General features: G+C 62.3%; 19 protein-coding genes and 1 tRNA gene. 16 read left to right on the top strand and 4 right to left on the bottom strand.

All coding sequences use genetic code 11. The annotated features are described in order from the left end of the window. Positions 1-127: 127 nt before the first annotated feature. Complete coding sequence (locus ATN84_RS26565) at positions 128-376, bottom strand: hypothetical protein (RefSeq protein WP_153020055.1); 249 nt, start codon at positions 374-376, stop codon at positions 128-130. Between the two features lie 44 nt (positions 377-420). Between ATN84_RS26565 and ATN84_RS00620 the strand changes: the two genes are divergently transcribed. Beyond that, the gene (locus ATN84_RS00620; protein WP_244490992.1) at positions 421-1,152 is read left to right on the top strand and encodes a polysaccharide deacetylase family protein; all 732 of its coding nucleotides are present in this window, start codon (positions 421-423) and stop codon (positions 1,150-1,152) included. Positions 1,153-1,466: 314 nt separating this feature from the next. Here ATN84_RS00620 and ATN84_RS27390 read toward each other — a convergent pair whose 3' ends face one another. Next, positions 1,467-1,850: a hypothetical protein gene (locus ATN84_RS27390; protein ID WP_068879610.1), complete on the bottom strand. Its 384-nt coding sequence runs from the start codon at positions 1,848-1,850 to the stop codon at positions 1,467-1,469. 224 nt (positions 1,851-2,074) lie between these two features. On the opposite strand from ATN84_RS27390, the gene ATN84_RS00610 reads away from it, so the two are divergent. Further along, on the top strand, positions 2,075-2,860 hold the full coding sequence (locus ATN84_RS00610) for a DUF1499 domain-containing protein (RefSeq protein ID WP_068879609.1): 786 nt from the start codon (positions 2,075-2,077) through the stop codon (positions 2,858-2,860). Between the two features lie 6 nt (positions 2,861-2,866). Here ATN84_RS00610 and ATN84_RS00605 read toward each other — a convergent pair whose 3' ends face one another. After that, positions 2,867-3,772 (bottom strand): MBL fold metallo-hydrolase, encoded by a 906-nt coding sequence (locus ATN84_RS00605; RefSeq protein WP_068879608.1) that lies wholly within the window; start codon positions 3,770-3,772, stop codon positions 2,867-2,869. A 105-nt stretch (positions 3,773-3,877) separates the two neighbouring features. Here ATN84_RS00605 and ATN84_RS00600 point away from each other — a divergent pair, with 105 nt between their 5' ends. From ATN84_RS00600 to ATN84_RS00560, 9 genes are all read left to right on the top strand, one after another. Next, entirely contained in the window at positions 3,878-4,477 is a 600-nt protein-coding gene (locus ATN84_RS00600; RefSeq protein WP_153020054.1) for a biotin transporter BioY, read from the top strand. Positions 4,478-4,584: 107 nt separating this feature from the next. Then, positions 4,585-5,508 carry an allantoinase PuuE gene (puuE, locus tag ATN84_RS00595; protein WP_068879607.1) on the top strand — a complete coding sequence of 308 codons (924 nt, stop codon included), beginning with the start codon at positions 4,585-4,587 and terminating at the stop codon, positions 5,506-5,508. Then, a complete protein-coding gene (locus tag ATN84_RS00590) occupies positions 5,505-6,011 on the top strand; it encodes an ureidoglycolate lyase (RefSeq protein ID WP_068879606.1) in 507 nt (168 codons plus the stop codon). The genes puuE and ATN84_RS00590 overlap by 4 nt, the downstream gene beginning before the upstream one ends. Before the next feature lie 261 nt (positions 6,012-6,272). Then, positions 6,273-7,688 carry a xanthine dehydrogenase small subunit gene (gene xdhA, locus ATN84_RS00585; RefSeq protein ID WP_068879605.1) on the top strand — a complete coding sequence of 472 codons (1,416 nt, stop codon included), beginning with the start codon at positions 6,273-6,275 and terminating at the stop codon, positions 7,686-7,688. Further along, positions 7,685-10,027, top strand: a complete 2,343-nt coding sequence (gene xdhB, locus ATN84_RS00580) for a xanthine dehydrogenase molybdopterin binding subunit (RefSeq protein ID WP_068879604.1) — start codon at positions 7,685-7,687, stop codon at positions 10,025-10,027. Before xdhA ends, xdhB begins: the two co-directional genes overlap by 4 nt. Continuing rightward, complete coding sequence (gene uraD / locus ATN84_RS00575; RefSeq protein WP_068879603.1) at positions 10,017-10,535, top strand: 2-oxo-4-hydroxy-4-carboxy-5-ureidoimidazoline decarboxylase; 519 nt, start codon at positions 10,017-10,019, stop codon at positions 10,533-10,535. The genes xdhB and uraD overlap by 11 nt, the downstream gene beginning before the upstream one ends. Positions 10,536-10,546: 11 nt before the next feature. Further along, on the top strand, positions 10,547-10,903 hold the full coding sequence (gene uraH, locus ATN84_RS00570; RefSeq protein ID WP_068879602.1) for a hydroxyisourate hydrolase: 357 nt from the start codon (positions 10,547-10,549) through the stop codon (positions 10,901-10,903). A gap of 75 nt (positions 10,904-10,978) precedes the next feature. Beyond that, complete coding sequence (locus ATN84_RS00565) at positions 10,979-12,325, top strand: DUF2793 domain-containing protein (protein ID WP_068879601.1); 1,347 nt, start codon at positions 10,979-10,981, stop codon at positions 12,323-12,325. Positions 12,326-12,692: 367 nt separating this feature from the next. Beyond that, on the top strand, positions 12,693-14,591 hold the full coding sequence (locus ATN84_RS00560; RefSeq protein WP_068879600.1) for a polysaccharide biosynthesis protein: 1,899 nt from the start codon (positions 12,693-12,695) through the stop codon (positions 14,589-14,591). 12 nt (positions 14,592-14,603) lie between these two features. Here the strand turns inward: ATN84_RS00560 and ATN84_RS00555 are convergent, their stop codons facing one another. Continuing rightward, entirely contained in the window at positions 14,604-15,602 is a 999-nt protein-coding gene (locus ATN84_RS00555) for an MraY family glycosyltransferase (RefSeq protein ID WP_068879599.1), read from the bottom strand. Positions 15,603-15,896: 294 nt separating this feature from the next. On the opposite strand from ATN84_RS00555, the gene ATN84_RS00550 reads away from it, so the two are divergent. From ATN84_RS00550 to ATN84_RS00530, 5 genes are all read left to right on the top strand, one after another. Further along, positions 15,897-15,971, top strand: a tRNA-Gln gene (locus ATN84_RS00550). 29 nt (positions 15,972-16,000) lie between these two features. Next, positions 16,001-17,431, top strand: a complete 1,431-nt coding sequence (locus ATN84_RS00545) for a phosphomannomutase (RefSeq protein ID WP_068879598.1) — start codon at positions 16,001-16,003, stop codon at positions 17,429-17,431. Between the two features lie 102 nt (positions 17,432-17,533). Beyond that, entirely contained in the window at positions 17,534-18,952 is a 1,419-nt protein-coding gene (locus ATN84_RS00540; protein ID WP_068879597.1) for a mannose-1-phosphate guanylyltransferase/mannose-6-phosphate isomerase, read from the top strand. Between the two features lie 91 nt (positions 18,953-19,043). Continuing rightward, on the top strand, positions 19,044-20,018 hold the full coding sequence (gene gmd / locus ATN84_RS00535; protein ID WP_068879596.1) for a GDP-mannose 4,6-dehydratase: 975 nt from the start codon (positions 19,044-19,046) through the stop codon (positions 20,016-20,018). A 36-nt stretch (positions 20,019-20,054) separates the two neighbouring features. Further along, a complete protein-coding gene (locus ATN84_RS00530) occupies positions 20,055-21,050 on the top strand; it encodes a GDP-mannose 4,6-dehydratase (protein WP_068879595.1) in 996 nt (331 codons plus the stop codon). Positions 21,051-21,090 lie beyond the last annotated feature (40 nt).

The raw sequence follows: 21,090 nt of genomic DNA, 5'->3' as shown, positions 1-21,090 counted from the left end.
CGGGTCAAGCCCGAGGATGACGGACTGAGAGGCTTGCGCCTGATCCAACGTTGACGATTGGCGGAAAACCTCCCTGCAATCGTCATCCTCGGGCTTGACCCGAGGATCCATGCCTGAACATCGCCACTCACCAGCGGTCGGACATTAAGGTCATCGCAGCACCGCCTTCCCTTGTAGGAAAAGGGGATATTTCAAAAATACCCCACACTTTCAGCAATTTATAACGCTTTGTTTTCCAAGAAAGTAAAGAAGGTTGCAGAGCCCGGCCGATTTTCAACCGCCGCCATAATTCGGCTTTGATGCTCGATCTATCTTCCGGCGTCGAAACCATTCCTGAAAGCCGTATCCGTGCGTTTTTCCCTTTCTGCTCATGCACTTGCGCTTCTCCTCGCGGGCAGTGCCGTCGCCCATGCGGGCAATATCGTCGAGCCGGGGCTGCGCATTGCCGATGGCGGTGCGGCGGGACCGCAGGTGGCGCTGACGCTCGATGCCTGCATGGGGCAGACCGACAGGCGCATCCTCGATGTGCTCATTGAGAACAGGATACCCGCGACCATTTTCATCACCGGCCGGTGGACGAAGCACAATGCCGAGGCCCTTAGCGTCATGAAGGCGCATCCAGACCTGTTCGAGCTCGAAAATCACGGGCTGAACCATGTGCCGGCGATCGACAGCCTGCCTACCATGTACGGCATCAGGACGGCGGGCAGCCCGCAGGCGATCCGGGCGGAAGTGGAGGGCGGGGTCGATTCCCTGCGCGTGGCGGCCGGCGTCACGCCGCACTGGTATCGTGACGCGACCGCGCGCTATTCGCTCGATGCGGTCGGCCAGATCGAGAAAATGGGCTACAAGATCGCCGGCTATTCGCTGAATGCCGATCAGGGCGCCACGCTTCTGGCGCCGATGGTGGAAAAGCGCATCGCCGCCGCCCGGGACGGCGACGTCATCATCGCCCATATCAACCAGCCCACCCGCTCGGCGGGCGAGGGCGTGGTCAAGGGCATTCTGGCGCTGAAAGCGAAAGGCATGCGCTTTGTCCGCCTGAACGACGTCCAGTCCTCACAGACGCTCGATCCGGTTCAGATGGCAAAGCCGGCCAAACCGCGCCATGTCGCCACAGCCGCCCAGCCCAAGCCGCGAACCCGCTACTGAGCATTTCAGCGTTTAACAGAAGCACCGCTTCTATGCTCCGGCGACAGGCATCGAGGTGATGCGACCTTGGGCGATGAGGGCAAAACATCCAAATTGCGTCATACTCGGGCCCCGACCCGAGTATCCATACCGGACCGTCGAAATCAAATCCATCGTCTGATATGCGGGCGCTGCATGGCCGTTCCGGAATGAATTATCGGATCAAGTCCGATGACGACGTCAGTGGGGCGTGCCCGCCTCCCCACCGCGTCGGCTGTGCGGAACGGCCTGAAGGTCGAGCGTTTCCATCAAAACAGGAAACGCATTAAAGCATCTCAAATCGGATCGTTGCCGAGCTTGCGCATCACGGCGGCGTAATTGCGTCCCAGGCTTTCGAACAGTGCATTCTCGCCTTCGAGCGGCGCGAGCGACAGGGTGATGCCGTCATTGAGCAGCGTCACGAAGATGATCTGATCGTAAGGGTTGCCTGCAATGGCGATCGCGCCGACCCGCTGCGCCCGGCTCGTGTCGAGCGCCGGCATGTTGAACAGAACTTCGCCGCCGACGAGCTTAGCCGCCTTGGCGAGCGCGCCCTCGAAACCATCGGTCAATACATCCTGGGCACCGAGCGCGAATTCAACTTCGACGGCCTCGAGCGTGGCCGTATTTTCAATCGGTGGCTTTTCCGGCGCAAGGCCGGATACTGGGGCTCGATTCATGTCACATACTCCTGACCGAATCCATGGTGCCCCCATATACATCATGCCTCTTGCAATGCATTGTCGCAATGACGCTTTTTGGATGAACCATGACATTTGACTCACGTAGGAAACAAAGCGTTTTTGCGATGGCCAAGCCTGGCCGCTTTGACCGGAAAAGCGCGGATGGATAAAAGCAGTGCAATGATTGCCAGAAGAGGGGCGGCCCCGGGGGTGACGAAGCGGTGAGGAAACTGCGTTATGAAAGGCGCAAATCGCGTTCCGCCATCTGGTCGTTCCGGCTGGCGGTCTTCTCCGTCATCCTCTTGCTGTTCTCCGCCCTGGGTCATCGTTTCCAGGCCATCGAGACACCGGATTTCCTGATTCTCGCCACCCTGGTCGCGGTTCTGGCGCTTCTTGCGCTGATGCTTGCCGCCAAGGGCTTCGCTGATCTCTGGCGCAATGGCGACAAGGGCGGCGCTCGCTCGCTCTGGGGATCGGTGCTCGCGCTCGCAGTGCTCGCGCCTTTTGCCTTGGCGGGATATCTCGCCTACGTCACGCCGCCTCTTTACGATATTTCCACCGATCTCACGATGCCACCGCAGTTCTTTCGCGCCATTCACCAGCGCAAGGTCGGGATGAACCGGATAAACGACGACGCCTCCCAGCGTGCCGCCATGCAGATGGTCGCTTATCCGCAGGTGACGGGGCGGCGCTATGAGGGATCGCCCGATCGCATCCTCGAGGCGGTTATGGCCGTCATCGAGGCGCAAGGCTGGACCCCGACCGGCCGCTTCGGCATGCCGGGCGAGCAGGTCGAAACCGTCGTTGAGGCGGTCGCCCACAGCTTCCTGCTCGGCTTTGCCAGCGATATCGCCATCCGCCTTACCGATGAGGGCGAGACGACCTATGTCGATATGCGCTCCGTCTCGCGCTACGGCCCGCGAGACCTCGGCCTCAACGCCCGCTTCATCACCGATTTCATGAATGCGCTCGACCAGCAGGTCAATGGCGCCCCGCCGGAGGGGTGAGGCCGCTCACCCCGGCAAAAACACGCCATTCAGCGCTGGATTGCCGTCCGTCACCACCAGCCCGCGCGCGACAAGATCTTCGAGATGGGCGAGCACCGAGAGGCCGGCCGCGCCGTGGAGCCGCGGGTCGGTATCGCGATAGATCGCCTTCACCATATCGGGGATGGTGCGGTCGCCCTTGCGGATACGTTCCAGAACGGCGCGTTCGCGCATCCGGCGATGCGTGCGCAAGCCCCGTATGAAGGTCTTGGGATTCTTCACCGGCCCGCCATGGCCGGGAAGATAGATGCGATCGTCGCGTTCGAGGAGCTTTTCCAGCGAAGCCATGTAGTCCGCCATCGCACCATCGGGCGGCGCGACGATCGTCGTTGCCCAGGCCATCACGTGATCGGCGGAAAAGAGCACGCCGGTTCCCTCCAGTGCGAAGCCCGAGTGATTGGCGGTGTGGCCCGGCGTGTGGACGGCCCGCAGCGCCCAGCCGTCGCCCTCGATCACCGCGCCGTCGGTAATGGCGATATCAGGCGAAAAATCCGTGTCGGCGCTGGCATCGAGCGCGTTGATCTCGCCTAAGTGCAGCGGGCGGGCCGAGCGATGTGCGCCTTCGGCCACCACGACAGCGCCGAGCGTCTCCTTCAGCCTGGCGGCGAGGGGCGAATGGTCGCGATGCGTATGGCTGACCAAGATATGGCTGACCGGGCGTCCCGCAATGGCGCGCAGCAGGGCTTCGTAATGCGCCTCGTCCTCCGGCCCCGGATCGATGATCGCCAGCGTGTCGCGGCCGACGAGATAGGAATTGGTGCCGTGAAAGGTGAACGGACCCGGATTATTGACCGTGATTCGCTGGACGCCGGGCGCCACATCGATTGCATTTCCATGATCGGGAGCGAAGGAATCGTCGAAAACGAGCGCCATTAGGCCGGGAACTCTTCATTCTGTGGCAGGGTTCATATTGCCGGGTGGGCGTTTCCTTAATATACGGTAATGATCAACGGTAACAGCGCTCTGGAGAACGAGCCCATGATTCCTGCCCAAACCCGCACCGCAAACGCCTCATTGGCCGAACGTTTTCTCCCCGAGGGGCAGCTCGCGCGCGCCTTCTGGCTGGTCTCCCTGGCGCTGGTCGGCACCGCGCTCTTGACCATCTCCGCCAAGATCAAGGTCGATCTCGTCTATGTGAATGTGACGATGCAGACCTTCGCCCTCTTTGCCATCGCCGCGGCCTATGGCTCGCGTCTCGCCGTCGCTACTGTGGCGCTCTACCTCCTCGAAGGCGCGCTCGGCCTGCCGGTCTTCACCGGAACGCCCGAGAAGGGCATCGGCCTTGCCTATATGGTCGGTCCGACGGGCGGCTATCTCCTTGCCTATCTCGCCGCCGCCTGGGTCGTCGGCCGCGCCGCTGATCTGGGCTATGCCCGCAGCCCGTTCGCCCTCGGCGGCTTCATGCTGGTCGGCGAGGCGATCATCCTGGTCTTGGGCGCCCTGTGGATGTCCTATCTCTTCGGCCTGGAAAAGGGCTTGGCCTTCGGCTTCGGCATCTTCATCATCGGCGATCTCGTCAAGCTGGCGCTTGCCGCCTGCCTCATCCCGGCCCTTGGCTCGCTGTTCAAGCGCCGCTGAATTCTGTCAGAGACAGACAAAAGCCGGGCCTCGCGCCCGGCTTTTTTATTGACAAGAAGTCGTCCGCCCCGCTTCCCTCGCGATAGAATAATCCAGAGGGTTTCTTCATGCAGGCATCCTATCCCCGCGATCTTATCGGCTATGGCCGCCACACGCCCGATCCCCGCTGGCCTGATGGAGCCAGGATCGCCGTGCAGTTCGTCGTCAATTACGAGGAGGGCGGCGAGTGCTGCATTCTCGATGGCGATCCCGCGTCCGAAAGCCTGCTTTCGGAAATCGTCGGCGCGCAGCCCTGGCCGGGGCAACGCAATCTCAACATGGAATCGCTTTACGAATATGGCGCGCGCGCCGGCTTCTGGCGGCTCTGGCGCATCTTCACCCGGCGCAATCTGCCGGTGACGGTTTATGGCGTCACGCTCGCCATGGCCCGCAATCCGGAGGCCGTCGCGGCGATGAATGAGGCCGATTGGGAGATCGCCAGCCATGGCCTGCGCTGGCTTGAATACAAGGATTTCCCGGAAGAGGAGGAGCGCCGGCATATCCTTGAAGCCGTGCGGCTCCACACCGAGATCACCGGCTCGCGCCCGCTCGGCATCTATCAGGGCAAGCCTTCGGTCAACACGCTCAAGCTCGTCATGGAGGAGGGCGGCTTCCTCTATTCCGCCGATTCCTACGCGGATGAACTGCCCTATTGGGTGGAAGGGCCGAAGGGGCCGCACCTGATCGTTCCCTATACGCTCGACGCCAACGACATGCGTTTCGCCACGCCGCAGGGCTTCAATTCCGGCGACCAGTTCTTCGCCTATCTCAAGGACAGTTTTGACGTGCTCTACCGCGAGGGGGGAGAAGGCGCGCCGAAGATGATGTCGGTTGGCCTGCATTGCCGGTTGGTCGGGCGGCCGGGCCGCGCGGCGGCGCTCGAACGCTTTCTCGATTACGTGATGAACCATGACAAGGTCTGGGTGACGAGGCGCGTCGATATCGCCCGCCACTGGCACGAGAACCATGCCCCGGCGGAGCCCACGTCGTGAAGGTGGAAAGTCTTGAAGTACGTCCGCTGACCAAAGAAGCCTTCGCGTCCTTCGGCGAGGTGATCGAGACCGAGGGCGCTGAAATGCGCCTCATCAACAACGGCACCACCGAGCGTTTCCACAATCTCGCCCATGTCGAGGCGACGGGCGGGGCCGCGCGCGTGCTGGTCAATATCTTCCGCGGACAAGCCTTCGCGCCGCCGATCGATATCGCGATGCTGGAGCGCCATCCGCTCGGCTCCCAGGCCTTCATGCCGCTGGAGCGGCGGCCTTTTCTGGTTGTGGTGGCGGAGGATGAGGGCGGGCGCCCCGGCTGGCCGCAGGCATTCCTCGCCCAGGGCCATCAGGGCGTGAACTACCGCCGCAACGTCTGGCATCACCCGCTGCTGGCCTTGCATGCCTCTTCCGAGTTTCTGGTGGTCGACCGTGGGGGAGAGGGCAACAATCTCGAAGAGTTTTTCTTCGAGGGCGTTGTCTACAGGATTGAGGCGCTAAATCATTGACTCATTGGGGTTAATTTCAACCCACCGCCTTCTCGTCGTGCCTTTCCCTCGTCATCCTCGGGCTTGACCCGAGGATCCACGGCAAGAAGGCAGATACGTAATGCCTCGCTGGATGCGGTCGAGTGTGCGTGAACGTTGCCGCGGGTCAAGCCCGGGGATGACGAGATAGGGGGTGGACGGGACGACGGAGAACCCGACGAAATACCGTCTTTCCGCTCATCGCTCTTGACGGCTCGCTCCCGCCGTCGGAAGCTGAATTCCATGGCAAATTCGATCCGATTTTTTCTGAATGGTCAAAAACAGGATGTCACCGTCCGCCCCGATACCACCGTTCTCGAATGGTTGCGCTTGGGGCCACGGCTGACCGGCACCAAGGAAGGCTGCGCCGAGGGCGACTGCGGCGCTTGTTCGGTGCTGCTGGGTGACGTCTCGAACGGCGAAATCCGCTATCACGCCGCCAATAGCTGCATCATGACCATGGGGCAGATCGACGGCCGCGCGCTGGTGACGGTCGAGGGGTTGAAGGGCGAAACGCTGCACCCGATCCAGGCGGCGATGGCCGAGAACGGCTCCTCGCAGTGCGGCTTCTGTACGCCGGGCATCGTGATTTCCCTTGCAGGATTGGCGGCAAGTGGTGGCCAAGCCGACGATCACGCCATCCACGATGCGCTGGCCGGCAATCTCTGCCGCTGCACGGGATATCGGCCGATTGTCGAGGCGGCGCGCAAGGTAATGGGCGAGGGCGGCGCTTCCATACCGGGCCCCGCCGTCGCGGCCTTCGCGGAGGTGGAGCCGGCGCAGCAGATTGCGGCCTCGGGCGCGATGTTCCACCAGCCCCGGACGCTGGATGACCTCCTGCAGCTTCGCCATGAAAAACCTCGCGCCGTGTTGCTCGCCGGCGGCACCGATCTCGGCGTGGCGCTTGCCGATTTCCACGGCGATTGGGGCGAGGTGATCTCCACCGCCCATGTCCGCGAACTGCGCGATATCGGGGAGACGCCGACGCATTTGAGCTTCGGCGCAGCGGTGACGTGGGAGGAGGTGCTGGCGCATGTCGCCCCGCTCTATCCCTCCTTCGCCACCCTCATCCGCCGTTTCGGCTCGACGCAGATCCGTTCCATGGGCACGATCGGCGGCAATATCGGCACGGCGAGCCCCATTGGCGATGGCCCGCCGGCGCTGATCGCCCTTGGCGTGGAAATCGAGCTTGCTTCACTGGACGGCACGCGGGCCATGCCGCTCGAGGATTTCTTCCTCGATTATCGCAAGACCGAATTGAAACCGGACGAGGTGATCGCGTCGCTCCGCATCCCCAAGCCCGCCGCGGGGCAGGATTTCCGCGTCTACAAGATTTCCAAGCGCTACGACCAGGATATCTCGACCGTCTGCGGCGCATTCTCGGTCGTGCGCGAGGATGGCATCGTTAGATCCGCCCGCATCGCCTTCGGCGGCATGGCCGCCATTCCGAAGCGGGTGCGGGAGGCCGAGGCCGCGCTCGTCGGCAGACCAATCAATGAGGAAACCACGCGCGCCTCCGCCGCCGCCATCCGCGATGCCCTTTCGCCCCTGAGCGACTGGCGTGGCAGCGCGGAATATCGCAGCCAGGTCGCGGCCAATCTCGCCGAGCGGTTCCGCCGCGATCTGGCTGGTGAGGTGGTGGAGGTGATGGCGCTATGAACATCGATGTTCCAACCCCTGAGGCCAAGACCGTCCAGCGCAGCATCGTCGGGCACGGCATCGCGCATGATTCCGCCGCGCGCCATGTCGCGGGCGAGGCTGTCTATATCGATGATATGCCGGAGCTGCCAGGCACGCTGCATGCCGCCTTCGTGCTGTCGCCTGTTGCTCACGGCAGATTGAAGGGCATCGATGCGAGCGCCGCGCTGGCGCTACCGAGCGTCGCCGGCGTCTGGTCGGCCGGGGATGTGCCGGGGGTGAATGACGTCGGCCCGGTCATTCCGGGCGAGCCGCTTTTTGCCGAGGAACTCATCGATCATGAAGGACGAGTGATCGCCGTCGTCGCCGCTGAAGATTTCGAGACCGCCTACCGCGCGGCCCGGCTGGTCAAGCTCGACATAGAGGAGCTTCCGCCCGTCCTCGATGTCGAGGAGGCGCACGGCGCGAAAAGTTATGTCCTGCCGTCGCAGACCGTCAGCGAAGGCGATGCGGCGGGCGCGATTGCCGGTGCTCGCCATGTCTTCTCCGGCAAGCTTCGCATGGGCGGACAGGATCATTTCTATCTCGAAACCCATATCGCCTACGCCATTCCGGGCGAGGGCGGCGACATGCTGGTTCATTCCTCAACCCAGCACCCGACCGAGGTGCAGCACCATGTGGCGCGTCTCCTTGGGCTTCATGCCAATGCCGTGGAATGCCAGGTGCGGCGCATGGGCGGCGGCTTCGGCGGCAAGGAGAGCCAAGCGACGATCATCGCCGGCGCTGCCGCACTTGTCGCCGCCAAGACCGGCCGGCCCTGCAAGCTCCGGCTGAAGCGCCGTGACGACATGGCCGGAACCGGCAAGCGCCACGATTACGTGGCCATGTGGAAAGCGGGAACGGATGATCAGGGCCGCATTCTCGGCCTCGAGGTGGAATATCTGGCGCGGGCGGGAAATTTGCCGGATCTGACGGGCGCGGTCATCACCCGCACGCTCACCCACACCGACAATTCCTATTTCATCCCCAATGCCCGTTTCGTCGGCCATGCCTGCAAGACCAATACGGTCTCCAACACCGCCTTCCGCGGCTTCGGCGGGCCGCAGGGCATCCTCACCATCGAGGCGATTGTCGATGCCATCGCGTGCCAGCTCGGCCGCGATCCGAACGAGGTGCGTCGCATCAACTATTATGGCGATGAGACCGGCGACATGACGCCCTATGGCCAGAAGGTCGAGGATAACCGGCTCATCGAGGTGACGGACGCCGTGCTCGCCTCCGCCTTCTGGCAGGAGCGCCGCCGGGAGATCGATGAGCATAATGCCGCTTCGCCGGTCATCCGGCGCGGGCTGGCCATGATGCCGGTCAAGTTCGGCATTTCATTCAATCTCACCTCGCTCAATCAGGCCGGCGCGCTGGTCCATGTCTATCTCGATGGCTCGATTTTCCTCAATCATGGCGGCACCGAGATGGGGCAGGGCCTCTTCGTCAAGGTGGCGCAGGTGGTGGCCGAGGTCTTCCAGGTCGATCTCGACATGGTGAAGATCTCCTCGACCGCCACCGGCAAGGTGCCGAACACCAGCGCCACCGCCGCCTCGACGGGATCGGACCTCAACGGCATGGCCGCCTTCAGGGCGGCAAGCGCCATCAAGGCGCGGATGGCGCAGGTGGCCGCGGAGCATTTCGATGTCGAGGAGGAGCAGATCGTCTTCCGCGAGGGCCGCGTCCATGCGGGCAATGAATCCATTTCCTTCGGCGAACTGGCGAAGATGGCCTGGGCGAAGCGCGTGCAGCTTTCCGAAGCCGCCCATTACGCCACGCCGAAGATCCATTGGGACGGCAAGACGATGAAGGGCCGGCCCTTCTTCTATTTCACCTATGGCGCGGCGGTGGCTGAGGTCGCGGTCGATACGCTCACCGGCGAGACGCGCTGCCTGCGCGCCGATATATTGCAGGATGTGGGCTCGCCGCTCAATCCGGCCATCGATCTCGGCCAGATCGAAGGCGCTTTCGTGCAAGGCATGGGCTGGCTCACCTGCGAGGAGCTCTGGTGGGATGGAAAGGGCAGGCTCAGGACGGTCGGCCCGTCGACCTACAAGATACCCGGATCGCGCGATGTGCCGCCGCAGTTCAATGTCCGCATTCTCGATGATCAGCCGAACCGCGAGGAGACGATCTTCCGTTCCAAGGCGATCGGCGAGCCGCCGCTGATGCTGGGCGTCTCGGTATGGCTTGCGATCCGCGACGCCATTGCCTCTATCGCCGGCAAGGGGGTGTCGCCGGAACTCGATGCGCCGGCCACGCCGGAGAATGTGCTGCGCGCCATCACCAAACTGAAGATATCAGATCATGACGCTTGATGAATTGAACGAGGCCCCGCGCGAGACCTTTGTCGCGGTACTCGGCGGCATTTTCGAGCATTCCCCCTGGGTTGCGGAGGCGGTTGCCGGCAATCGCCCTTTTCCAGGCGTCGAGGTGCTGCACGGTGCGATGGTGGAGGCGGTCAGCGCGGCGGGCCTTGAGAAGCAGCTTGCCCTCATCCGCGCTCATCCCGATCTCGCGGGCAAGGCCGCGCGGGCGGGCGCGCTCACCGCGGAATCGACCCGTGAGCAGAAAGGCGCGGGGCTTGACCGCCGGTCCGATGCCGAATTCGAGACGTTCCACCAGCTGAACGATGCCTATAAGGCGCGCTTCGGCTTTCCCTTCATTCTCGCCGTTCGCGGTTTCGATGGCCGCGCCCACGATGCGCGTTCCATCCTTGCATCTTTCCGCTCCCGGCTTGATAACTCCGAAGAAGCCGAAATCGGCGAAGCATTGCGCCAGATTGCCCGGATAGCGCGCCTGCGCCTCGACGATCTGATCTCTTGAGGGGAGAGGGAATGGGAAAGCTTTCCACACATGTGCTCGATACGGCCAATGGGCGTCCGGCGGCGGCCATGCGGCTGGAGCTCTACCGCGTTCGCGGTGGCGGCAAGACGGAACTCGTCAAGCGCGCCGTCACCAATCTCGACGGGCGCACCGATGAGCCGCTGCTGGCCGATGGGGAAATGGAAGCCGGGCAATATGAGTTGCAATTCCATTGCGCCGAATATTTCTCCGGCCAGGGGGCGGAGCTTTCCGATCCGCCATTTCTCGATCTCGTCCCGATCCGCTTCGCCATCGCCGACGCCGACGGCAATTACCACGTGCCGCTTCTGGTCAGCGCCTGGTCTTATTCGACCTACAGGGGGAGCTGACGTAGTCCGCACTTATCCCACACTTCGCGTCTTCTCCTAAGATTCCGGGCGGAACGAACGAGAAGGATCCGCCCCTTGGAAACCACCGCCAATCTGAAACTCCCCTATATCCTGCCCAGCCAGGCGCAGAAGCATGTGACCCATAACGAGGCGCTGCGGGCGCTGGATGCGCTGGTGCAGCTGAGCGTCGTCGGGCGCGATGCGACGGTGCCCCCTGATGATCCTCTGGAGGGCGAGCGCCACATCGTCGGAAGTCAGCCGCAAGAGGCCTGGAGCGGCCATCCGCGTGAGATCGCGGTTTTCCGGGATGGCGGCTGGGCCTTTTACACGCCCTTGCCGGGCTGGGTCGCCTTCATCCTTGCCGATAATTTTCTGGCGGTTTTTGACGGGATGGAGTGGGTTCCTCTTTCCACCGGTGCCGCCGGGGCGGCTGACAAGATCGGCGTCAACACCGCCGCCGACGAGAAGAACCGCCTGGCGGTCAAATCGGATGCCGTGCTCTTCAGCCATGACGACGTGACGCCGGGCAGCGGTGATATACACGCCACGCTCAACAAGGCGGCCGCGGGAAGGGATGCCGGTCTCGTCTTTCAGACCGGCTGGTCGACCCGCGCGCTCTCGGGGCTGTTCGGCGACGACGACTGGAAGGTGAAGGTGAGCCCGGACGGCGCCACCTTTTTCGACGGCATCGCGGTGGACAAGGATGACGGGACGGCGAAATTTCCTTCCGGTATTCGTGACCCCAACTCCGGCCAGCTTACGACATCCCTGATCCCCGCCGTGGTCAAGGATATCTGGCGTATCAATGTGGATACCCCTTCCGGCACGCCACGGACCTACACCATTGCCACGGTAAATGGTTCCGTCATCTTCCTGAGGGGTAACCATGCCGAGGGGATATTCTCAGCCGACATGCGCAATGTGAGCATGGTCCGCATCTGGAATATCAGCAAGTCGCCGGCCCAGTCGGCCTGGGTCAACTGGAACAATGCGGCCAACCAGATCAATGTGGCGAACGCGGCGGATATCGCAAGCTGGAGCGCGGGCGAGACGATCCGGCTTGGCGATCCAAACCCGACCGGCACCAATGTTCTGCAACTGATCGCCCTCGATATCAGCAATTATATGTATAACAATTACGGCAAGGTATGGCGCCAGCGCGGCCTGCTCTTCGCGAATAATGTTACGGGCGTGGGTGGCCCGGCCCGCATGAACTATTCCGGTAGCGGCGCAACCGGAACGGCCTTCGGTTCCGCGAGCAACACCGACGGATCCCTGCAGACCGCAATGTTGAGCGTCTTCACCACTGAAAAATCGCCGATCTCGAACTCCAACCTGCTTTTTGTCGCGGAGGGTATCACGGGAACCGCGACAGCGCTTGCCGCCACGAGACTGTGTCGCCTGGTCGGCATCTATGTCTGACTGACATCCGGAACGGCGGCAAGGGACGACCGGTCCGGACGGGCGGGGCAAATCGTGCAATGCGATAGCCCTGCTCGCTTTTCATGGTTCTCAATCGTGGCATTGCCCTGTGGATCACGGGGACAACCGCCCCGCTTATGCCGTTTTCGTCATCAATTCATATTTGAGCCGCAAATCCTTCTTGAGGGATTCATGCGTGCGAACGATATTGATTCAACTGAAGATTGTTACCTTTGATCGTTTTATCCATTATAACGACATGCTGGTGGCAGCGATTCCAGCGGGTCGAATCGGGGCTTGTATCGGCTCATTGAGATCCACTACGGGAATATGGTGAAGCGTGCCAAAAACGGAACCTGCGGCGAGCATGAAATTCGATCGTATCTGTGGGAAACTCTCGCTGCTTCCGCGGGTTTCCAAGCAACTGATTTTGGCTGCCGCCGATTTCGTCATCCTGCTTCTGAGCGCCTATCTCGCTTATGTCCTGCGGCTCGGTTTCGTTTTCACGCCGAACGGCGCGCAATGCCTTCTGATGCTGGCGGCCCCCGTGCTCGCTATTCCGGTTTTTCTGCGGTTCGGACTTTATCGGGCCATCATCCGTTATCTGCCGGAGCGGGCCATCTGGCCGATTTTCCAGGCGACGGCGATCGCCTCGCTGTTCTGGGTCATGCTCGTCTTTCTCACCGAGATGACGGGCGGGGAGGGCGTGCCCCGATCGGTGCCGCCGCTCTATTGGCTGTTAAGCACGATCCTCATCGCCTCGAGCCGCTTCGGCGCGAAATGGCTGCTGAGGCTCGGCCAGAGCGGCAGGACCTATAGCCATTCCGCCCTCATCGTGGGGGCGGGCGAGGCCGGCCGGCAGCTGGCGACGGCCCTGCGCAGCCACAGCGATACATTCGTGCTCGGTTTTGTCGACAAGGATCCGGCGCTCTACGGCATGGATATTGTGGGCTTGCGCGTTTATCCGCCCGAGCAGATCCAGAGGCTGATCGAAAACCATGGCATCACCGAAGTCGTCGTCTGCGATCCCACGCTCGACGGCGCGCAGCGCCGCCAGCTCATCGCGCAGCTCAGCAAGCTGCCGGTCAATACCCGTATTCTGCCGCCGATCGCCGATCTGACGCGCGGCAAATATCTGGTGAGCGCCCTGCGCAATATCGAGATCGATGACCTGCTCGGCCGGTCGCCCGTTCCGCCCGATGCCTCGCTCCTGCGCGGCATGGTGGAGGGCAAGGTCATCATGGTGACCGGCGCCGGAGGGTCGATCGGCAGCCAGCTCTGCCGCACGGTTGCCCACTGGTCGCCTGCGCGCATCGTTCTCTTTGAAATGAGCGAGTTCGCGCTCTATCAGATCGACCGCAAGCTTCGCGACGAGGCGGCGGGTTGCGAAATCGTGCCGGTCCTCGGATCCGTCCTCGACCAGGAACTCGTCGAGCGCACCATCCGCAAATATGGCGTCGATACCGTCTATCATTGCGCAGCCTACAAGCACGTACCCCTCGTGGAGGCCAACCCGTTCGAAGGTATCCGCAACAATGTCTTCGGCACCGCGGCTGTCGCCGCCGCCGTCCTGGCGACGCAGATCGAGCGCATGGTGCTGATCTCGTCCGACAAGGCGGTCCGGCCGACCAATGTCATGGGCGCCACCAAGCGCTGGGCCGAGTTCATCCTGCAATATTATAGCGGCATCGCTAGGGCGGGCGGCAAAAGCCAGTCCTTTTCTTCGGTGCGCTTCGGCAATGTCCTGGGCTCGAACGGCTCGGTCGTCCCGCTTTTTCAGGAGCAGATCGCCCGCGGCGGTCCCGTCACGCTCACCCATGCGGACATGACGCGCTATTTCATGTCGATCCGGGAAGCATCCGAACTGATCATCCAGTCGGGCGCCGTGTCGGAGAGCGGCGATACGGTTCTTCTGGAAATGGGCGAGCCCGTGAAGATCCGCGATCTTGCCGAAAACATGATCCTGCTTGCCGGGCTGACGGTCCGCAACGAGCAGAACCCCGATGGCGACATCGCGATCGAGATCGTCGGCATTCGCGGCGGGGAAAAATTGTACGAGGAGCTCTTCTACGATCCCTCGAGCGCGGAAGTCACGAAACATCCCAAGATCATGCGGGCGCGCCATGGCGGCCTCACCGTCCCCGACCTGCCGGCCGAGCTCGAAAGATTGCGCATCGCCGTCAATGCGCGCGACGAGGAGCGCACGCGGCGCATTCTCTTCGGCCTGATCGAGGCGGCAAGCGAGCCGCGCAAACTGTCCGCCTAACCGATAGCCGCTTTACAGAATGCCGCGGAAGCGCAAGAGCAGCGCCACCGTCGCGGCGAAACCCGTGACGGTGAAGACGGCCGTCTCTGCCGGGCTGGCAATACCCGCCACGCTCGCCGCGCATATGGCCAGCAGGATGTTGATCGCCGCAACACGGCCTATGATGCCGAGGACCGGCCAGCCGCTCCGTCTGGCGATCTGATAGCCGTGTTTCGAATGGGCGGCGAGAACGTTTTCGCCGGCAAGAAGCCGCATCACCAGCGTCGAGCCTGTCTCCAATAGATAATAGAGCGGCAAGAGCAAACCGGCGAGAAGCGCCGCCTCCCGCGCCACCATCAGGAACACGACGCCCGAGAGAAGGCCGAGCGGCAGGCTGCCGGAATCGCCGAGAAATATCCGGGCGGGCGGCGTGTTGAAGAAGGCGAAGCCGAGAAGGGCGCCGCCTGTCGCCGCCGCGATCAAGCCGCTCTGCGGAGCGGTCATGCCGAGAAGGGCGAAGAGCGCCGCCGCCACGAGCGGAATGCCGATTCCCGTGACGGTCATCAGATCGAGCCCGTCCATGAAATTGGTCATGTTGATGAACGACAGAAGCGCAAAGACCATCAGCAGCGCCTCCAGCCATTGCGGCAGAAGGTTTGGCAGGAGCCGGAAATCCGGACCCAGCCCGTAGACGCAAAGGCCGGCTGCGATGATCTGGGCGCAGAGCCTCACGGCCACCGGCAGCGAATGTCGGTCGTCGAAAAAGCCCGTCAGCCAGAGAAGCGTCGCTGCGATCATCAATGACAGAAGAAGGCGCATATCGAGCCCCGCCGCCGGTCCGAAGACCAGGAGCGCGGCAAGCGCCGCCGGAATGACGGCGAGCCCGCCGATCTGCCGGGCCGAAACCGTATGGTTGGAACGCTCGTTCTTCACCGCCGCCAGAAAACCCGATGGCAGAACCCTCGCCAGAATCGTCAGAAGCATGGCTGCCGCTGCGGCGCTTGTCAGGAACGAGATGATCAGGAAAGACATCGGAGCTCAGGCTCTCGCAGCTTGTGGAATGTCGATTGGCCCTAGCATTGGCCGCATGAAACGGACAAGTCCAGAAGGGAGCGTTGTTCCAAGGGATGCGGCGCGGCCTTTTCCTCACGACTTTTGTAAAAACAAGCAATTATCGCCGTTTGCGGAATCAGGATCGCAGCCGCGCGCTAGCCTGTGGGAAACGGCTGCGGCGATCGCGGAACTGTCGAAGACCTCCATTGCGCAAGCCTTCGCGAGCGGTTATAAGGCCGCCCACCGCTATTATTTTTATGCATGTAACAGCGATGGGGCGTAGCCAAGCGGTAAGGCAACGGTTTTTGGTACCGTCATTCCCTGGTTCGAATCCAGGCGCCCCAGCCATCAATTCTTCAATTCAATCTGTTGGGAACATGAGCGATTTGAAATTTGGAACGAGTGGCCTGCGCGGACTTGTCACCGAACTCGGCGACAACGTTTGCGCGGCCTATACGCTCGCCTTTCTGAAGCATCTGCGGAACCGGCATGATGTGCCGGCGGATGGCCTTCTGCTTGTCGGCCATGATCTGCGTTTCTCAAGCCCGCGCATCGCAGCCGCCTGCATCGGCGCGGCGAAGGCCTTTGGCATGCGGGTGGAGAATTGTGGGCCGCTGCCGACGCCGGCCCTGGCGTTGCGCGCTTTGAGCCTGCGGGTTCCGGCGATCATGGTGACCGGCAGCCATATTCCCGCCGATCGAAACGGCCTCAAATTCTATCGTCCCGATGGCGAGATCGACAAGGCGGACGAGGCGGGAATCCTCTCGCTTCTCGATCTGGAAAAGCCTGCATCGTTGGCAGGTGGCGAAGCCGGGCTGTCGGGAGAAGCCCTGAGCCGCTATATCGAGCGCTGCGCCTCCCTGCTGCCGCCGGGAACGCTTGCCGGCAATAGGATCGGTGTTTATCAGCACAGCTCCGTCGCCCGCGACATCATGGTCGATATCCTGAAGGAAGCGGGCGCGGAGGCGATCGGCGTCGGGCGTTCCGATGTCTTCGTCCCCGTCGATACGGAAGCGCTTCGCCCCGAGGATATTGCCTTTGCCGAAAAGACCTGCCGCGAGATGAGACTGGACGCGCTGGTTTCGACCGATGGCGATGCCGACCGGCCCCTGATCGCCGATGAAAACGGCAATTTCCTGCGTGGCGATATGGTCGGGCTTCTGACCGCCCGCTTCCTCGATGCGGATGCTGTGGTGACACCGGTTACCTCCAACACCTCGATCGAGCATTGCGGCTTCTTCGATCACGTCTACCGCACCCGCGTCGGCTCGCCCTATGTTATCGAGGGCATGAACAGGGCGGGCAGCGATGGCCGCCGCTGCATCGTCGGCTTCGAGGCCAATGGCGGCGTACTGCTCGGCACCTCCGCGGCAGCCGGTGCGCGGCCGCTCGATGCGCTGCCGACGCGCGACGCCATGCTGCCGATCCTGAGCGTTCTCGGAATGGCGGCGAGGGAGGGGCTGTCACTGTCGAAGCTCGTCGAAGGGCTGCCGGCGCGATTTACCGCCAGCGGTCGCCTGGAGCACGTGCCGGCCGAGAAGAGCGCCGCTTTCCTGAAAAGCCTCGAGAATGCCGACGCCCTGCGAGGCTTCTTCGCCGATATCGGCTCGATAGAGGATGACGATCGTATCGATGGGACACGCGTTGTTTTGTCGGGCGGCGAGCTTGTGCATTATCGCGCATCGGGCAATGCGCCTGAATTGCGCTGCTATACGGAGGCCGCCTCGAAGAAGCGCGCCGCCGAATTGCTGGCATGGGGACTGGAGCGCGCGAGGCGCGCTTTAGAGCATGATCCCGAAAAGTTGTAGACTTTTCGGATGAGATCATGCGGCTAGAACAAATAGGTAGAGCGGTTCCTTCTGTTCAGTCAAAACAGGAACCGCATTGAGCGACAGGGAGCTCTCTCGATAATGAAGATCATACCGGCGATCATGAGCGGGGGGGCTGGCGCGCGCCTGTGGCCCGTTTCGCGGGAGACCCATCCCAAGCCCTTCATCCGGCTGGCCGATGGAAAGAGCCTGCTGCAGCATGCCTTTCTGCGTGCCGCGGCGCTGCCGGATGTCGTCGAGGTGCTGACCATCACCAATCGCGGGCTCTTCTTCAAGACCGAGGATGAGTATCGCGAGCTGCTGGATATACCGCGGCTCGGATGCACCTATCTTCTGGAACCGCTGGGGCGTGACACGGCGGCGGCGACGGCCATCGTCTCGCTGCATGTGCAGCAGGTCTATGGCGACGACGCGATCATCACGCTCTTTCCCGCCGATCACATGATCCGCGATCTCGAGGCCTTCCGCGCCGCGGCGGTGAAGGCCATCGCCCTGGCCGATGCCGGGCGGCTGGTGACTTTCGGCATCGCACCGCAATATCCGGAAACCGGCTACGGCTATATCGAGGCCGATGGCGAGGATGTGATCCGCTTTGTCGAGAAGCCCGATCTGGCGCGTGCAAAGGAATATGTCGCATCGGGACATTTCTATTGGAATTCGGGCATGTTCTGCTTTTCCGCCGGAACCATGACGAAGCTGATGGAAGAGCATTGCCCGGACATTCTGGAACAGAGCCGCAAGAGCCTCCTTGCCGCCAGGCAATCCCAGGTGGCGAGCGGCACCCGGGTCGATCTGGACGAGGAAAATTTCTCGCAGGTGCCGAAGAAATCGATCGATTATGCGGTGCTGGAAAAGGCCGCCAATGTCGCCGTTGTCGGTTGCGATATCGGCTGGAGCGATATCGGCTCGTGGAACGCCCTGGCCGATCTGACCGGGCCGGACGATCACGGCAACAGGATCAACGGCGATACGGTGCTTTACGAGGCGGAGAATTGCTATGTCCAGAGTTCCGATCGTCTGGTCGGCGCGGTCGGCGTGAAGGATCTGATCATCGTCGATTCGGCGGATGCGGTGCTGGTCGCGCACAAGGATCAGGCGCAGAACGTCAAGCGGCTCTTCTCGCAGCTCAAGGATACCGGTCACGAAGCGCATAGCCTGCACAGGACCGTGCACCGGCCTTGGGGCACCTATACGGTTCTGGAAGAGGGCGAGCGCTTCAAGATCAAGCGCATCGAGGTGAAGCCGGGCGCAAGCCTCAGCCTGCAGATGCATTATCACCGTTCCGAGCACTGGGTGGTCGTCAGCGGCACGGCGAAAGTGGTGAATGGCGATAACGAGCTCATCCTGGCGACCAACGAATCCACATATATTCCCTGTGGAAACAGACATCGCCTTGAAAATCCCGGAATCATGCCTCTTGTGATGATCGAGGTTCAGAGCGGCGATTATCTCGGGGAAGACGATATCGTGCGCTTCGAGGATGTTTACGGGCGCAAATGACCGCCGTCGCTTACGGCGATGGGGGTTGGCGGATTTGAGCGGGCGGTAAGCGCCCGATCTTGCAGAAGACAATGATTTTTGGAGACGGGAATTGACAAAAAAGGCGCTGGTAACGGGCATCACGGGGCAGGATGGTGCCTATCTCGCACAGTTGCTCCTCGAAAAGGGATATGAGGTGCACGGTCTCGCACGCCGTTCCAGCACGTCGGATGTCAATCTGACGCGCCTTGAATGGCTCGGGATCGACCGTGACGTCAGGATCGTCGACGGCGATCTGCTCGACCTTTCGGGGCTTATCCGGACGATGAAGGAAGTTGCCCCGGACGAGGTCTATAACCTGGCGGCGCAGTCCTTCGTGAAGTCCTCCTGGCAGCAGCCCATCCTGACGGGGCAGGTGACCGGCCTCGGCGTTGCCAACGTTCTGGAGGCGGTGCGGCTGGAAAAGCCCGACGCCCGCTTCTATCAGGCGTCGTCGTCGGAGATGTACGGCCTCATTCAGGAGCCCATGCAGACCGAGACGACCCCTTTCTACCCGCGTTCGCCCTACGCCGTGGCCAAGCTTTACGGCCATTGGCTGACGGTGAACTATCGTGAGAGCTTTGGCCTGCACGCATCGAGCGGTATCCTGTTCAATCACGAATCGCCCCTGCGCGGGATCGAGTTCGTCACCCGCAAGGTGACCGACGGTGTCGCCCGCATCAAGCTCGGCCTGGCGAAGGAGCTGCGTCTCGGCAATATCGATGCCAAGCGCGACTGGGGCCACTCGAAAGATTATGTCCGGGCCATGTGGCTGATGCTGCAGCAGGACGAGGCGGATGACTATGTGATCGCGACCGGGCGGACGACGACTGTGCGCGAGATGTGCAGGCTTGCATTCGAGCATGTCGGCCTCAATATCGACGACCATCTGGTGATCGATCCCGCGCTCTTCCGCCCCGCCGAAGTGGACGTGCTGCTCGGTAACCCACAGAAGGCCAAGGACAAGTTTGGCTGGGAGCCGAAGATCCCGCTTGAGGAGATGATCGTCGAGATGGTCGAAGCGGATCTGAAACGGCTGAAAAAATAAGCTCTGATGCCGGAACGCCCGGCAATGGTGTCTTGAATGGTGCTTGAAAACCGCATTCTCATAACCGGCGCGAACGGCTTTGTCGGAACCTGGCTGCAGCGTGAGCTGGCGTCGAGGGCGCCCGCCGGGGGATTGACCGTCTTCCCCCTCGGGCATGGAAGCACATCCGGCCGGCAGGTCGACATCACCGATTATCACGGGATCGCCGAGGTGATCCGGGAAACGCGGCCGACCGCGATCGTGCATCTGGCGGCGGTGGCGGCTCCCAACGATGCCCGCCGGGCCTATCGGCGGGCCTGGGACATCAATGTGACAGGCACGCTGAACGTTGCGCAGGCCGTGATGGAGAATGTGCCTCACGCCCGCTTCATCTTCACGGGGAGCGCCGACGCCTATGGAGAATCCTTCATCGAGGCGGAAGGAAAACCGGTCACGGAGAAGGCTGCCCTCAGGCCGCTGAGCGTCTATGGCGCGACCAAGGCGGCTGCCGATATTCTCATCGGTCAGCTGTCGAACGAAGGCCTGAAATCCGTCCGCTTCAGGCCGTTCAATCACACGGGGCCTGGGCAATCGGATGCCTTCGTGGTGCCGGCCTTCGCCCGGCAAATTGCCGAGATCTCCGCCGGCTTGAGGCCGCCGCTGATCGAAGTGGGCAATCTCGCCGCACAGCGCGATTTCATGGATGTGCGCGATGTGGTCCGCGCCTATGCGGATGCGGCCCTCGCCGATATGCCCGACGCTTTTGGCCGGGTCTTCAACCTGGCATCCGGCAAGCCCCGCCAGATACATGCCATCCTCGATGCGCTGGTCGAGATGTCCGGTCTGAAGATCGATATCCGCGTTGACCCGGCGCGCCTGCGCGGCAGCGAAGTGGCGATTGCGACCGGAGACGCCGGCGCAGCCCTGGATGTCTTCGGCTGGAAGCCGGAAATCGCCTTCGAGACCACCTTGACCGACGTGCTGGACGATTGGAAGCAACGCGTGGAGGCGGAGCAACGCGCGCAAGCGAGGCAACGCGCAGGGTCGGCTTAGAGCAGTCCATCACACAGAACATCTCCCACTCGTATTCGCG

Source organism: Paramesorhizobium deserti, assembly GCF_001558695.1.
GTDB classification, from domain to species: Bacteria; Pseudomonadota; Alphaproteobacteria; order Rhizobiales; family Rhizobiaceae; genus Paramesorhizobium; species Paramesorhizobium deserti.
The sequence above is the reverse complement of the archived record's forward strand: the minus strand, read 5'-3'. Positions and strand labels throughout refer to the sequence as shown.